Below are 2,813 nucleotides of genomic sequence, written 5' to 3' on the forward strand. Positions count from 1 at the left end.
GCGCTGCTATTCAATCTGGATGGAGTTGGGGGAATCGATAGGAGGGGTGGAACTTCCCGGGGTGATAGTTTGACGGTATTGACTATAAAGACGGTCGCGCCAAGCAAAAAAGCCCTCGTAGGCGCTATTATCGGCTAACCCTGGAATCCCCTTGCCTTGCAATTCCGGGGGTAAGTTGAGATAGGAACCCGGGGGAAACTGAAGCAGTACACTTAATCCCGCCACGGCTAAATCGGCTAAACTGGGCTGATCACCGACTAAATAGGGACGATTGGTTAAAATGAGGTTCAAAGCCTCTAAATCCTGTTGTAGCCCTTTTTTCGCCGTATTGATAGCATCTTTTCCCAGACCTACACCCGTCCCAAAAATATCAATTAATTCCCCCGGCAAGGAACCCAGCAACAAGCGCATAAAATCGGGAGTTTCCTGGGGTAAAAAAGCGGTACGAAAGTTTTGATTTTGGGCAAAAGCGCCGAGAAAAGCGGTTCTTCCTTTTAATCCCAGGGATTCATCGGCCCATTCTTCGATTAATAAACATTGACCCCGTTGTAGGGGATCTGTGGGGATAATTGGTTTTTCAGGATACTTGCGATCGAGATAAAAAGCAATCTCCGTCGAGTCAGCAATATAAGTATCGCCATCCTTGAGGACGGGAACCTGTCGCTGTCCGGAAAGACGGAATAATTCCAATTGTCCCACCCCCGGCACCACGTCCCTTTTTTTATAGGCAAGACCTTTATAGTCGAGGATGAGACGGACTTTCTCACAATAGGCAGATAATTCAAATTGGTAGAGTTCTAGCATGGGATGATATGGCCTCTCGATAAATCAGTTTCTCCCTGATTACTCTAACCCTATCGGGCATCGGTCGTCTAAACTTAAAGACTTTACTCCGATTTTGTCCGAACATTTGTACTAAAAACGAGCCAGGCGAAAAAATCATCGTTTGCTAATTTGAGGAATTAGGCTGGGTACTCTTAGGGAAGATAGACCAGATCCGGCAACCCCAACTCAATAGTGCCACGCTTTTAGGTTAGGATATTTTCAGGCACTAAAAGCGAGGAATAACTTATATATTCTGGCAAGCTGACTCGCGAGAGACCAATAGCATACCGCTATAGTAGAGGCGTGCGAGGGCTGGCTCCTTTCTCGGATCAGAGGTTACTATGCAATTATCCATCGACGTTTTTAATGATGTAGTTCGCTATCTCGACAGCCACGAAGAAAAATTACGGATCAAAAAATTAATCTTTTGTATCTGTAAAAAATATTGGGAAAATGAGCCTAATATTTTGAACAGTGTGGCTATGGAAGACCTGGTGAAGGAGTTAGTGCAACTCAAAACCAATAAAGAACAATTAACTTTTTCTGTTTATAAATTAGTTAAAACCCTCAATCGTCCTAAAGCTTATCTGGGAGTAGCCACGGTTATTATCGAGCAAATCAGTCAATTATATAGTAATGTTGCTGCCGCCTACGACAATCAATTATTACCAGTGAAACCGGAAGTTAACCCTAGCTTCACCACCGTTAATAATGATGTCAACAACGAGGAAGATAATTTATTAAGACAGGTGGTTAGTGGAATAGAAAATCATCGAGAGACAGCGAGAATTCAAAAATTAATGTTTGCCGCTTGTAAAAATCGTTGGGAAAACGATCAAGCGGTGATTAATAATTATGGCTTAAAAAATATTGTTTTAGAACTTCAGCGAAACAATCCCAATTTCCTAAGCTTGCGACAAACTTTCAAGCAAGTTGCCGAAAAGATTAATAAAAAAGCTCTCTACCTAGCCCTAGCCGATATTATTCTTACCCAACTAGAGCCTCTCTACGATACTGATAACGATGACGAAGAAGAGGATAATGAGTCAAAAAGTCAAATCTTGAACACTCAAATAGTTCATCTAAAGAATGATTCTGATTCTGCGGCTAAAACCACATCTTTCTCCCCCTCTAGAAGTGAACCTGTGGATTTTTCCTCTTCGATCATCAATCTAAATGAACCACAATTAGTCATGGAATTGCCCTTTGCCGAGCCGGCTTCCTCAAATAACAACCCCAGTAATTCCCCACAAATTCCCGCCTACGACCCCTTTGAAATTCGTTTAGAAATTTTCCAGTATGCTAATCCTTTACGCGCCAAAATATTGATTTTCTCGCTCCTATTTCATCCTTGGGATCGGAGCGGTCAAGATTGGTCAACTCTGCGAAGTTATACCCTAGAAGATTTACTACAACAACTCATCGAAAGTGGGAAATCTCTCAAGGATATCGAAATTCAACTATACAATATTGCTCAAACCCAAATGGATACGGATGCTAACGTTCAAACCGCCAGTATTCTGGTGCAAACTTTACAAAAAATTCTTTAATTTTTTATCCAAATTTATCTGGACATTCTACCTATGAAACCCAACGAATTAATTGAACGTTATGCCGCAGGAGAAACTCAATTTAGTGGCTTAAAATTACCAGGAGTTAATTTAGTTGGTGCTGACTTAATTGGCATTGTTTTAAATGAAGCAGATCTGCACGGAGCCAATCTTCTCTTTACCTATCTTAACCGGGCTAATCTCGCTCAAGCTAATCTTGTGACAGCTAATTTAAGCGGTGCTAGTCTCAACCAAGCTGACTTAAATGGGGCAGATTTACGCAGTGCCAATTTACACGGAGCGCTGCTACAAGGTGCTAATCTTCGTGATACCCATATAACCCTAGCGACGTTACTTGATGCTAACTTAATCGGGGCGGATGTACGGGGGGCTGATTTAAGTGGTGCTAACCTCACTGGTGCTTGTTTGCGGGGAACA

At 42.2% G+C, this 2,813-nt stretch carries 3 protein-coding genes; 2 read left to right on the forward strand and 1 reads right to left on the reverse strand.

What is annotated here, in order from left to right; translation table 11 throughout:
• Positions 1–6: 6 nt before the first annotated feature.
• The gene (locus PX481_RS19500) at positions 7–804 is read right to left on the reverse strand and encodes a glutathione S-transferase (protein ID WP_288095545.1); all 798 of its coding nucleotides are present in this window, start codon (positions 802–804) and stop codon (positions 7–9) included.
• 362 nt (positions 805–1,166) lie between these two features.
• Between PX481_RS19500 and PX481_RS19505 the strand changes: the two genes are divergently transcribed.
• Positions 1,167–2,375 (forward strand): hypothetical protein, encoded by a 1,209-nt coding sequence (locus PX481_RS19505; RefSeq protein ID WP_002758967.1) that lies wholly within the window; start codon positions 1,167–1,169, stop codon positions 2,373–2,375.
• A gap of 33 nt (positions 2,376–2,408) precedes the next feature.
• Positions 2,409–2,813 (forward strand): pentapeptide repeat-containing protein (locus PX481_RS19510; protein ID WP_288095547.1); only part of this gene is annotated, 405 nt, incomplete at its 3' end.

Source organism: Microcystis sp. M53603_WE2 (assembly GCF_030065435.1).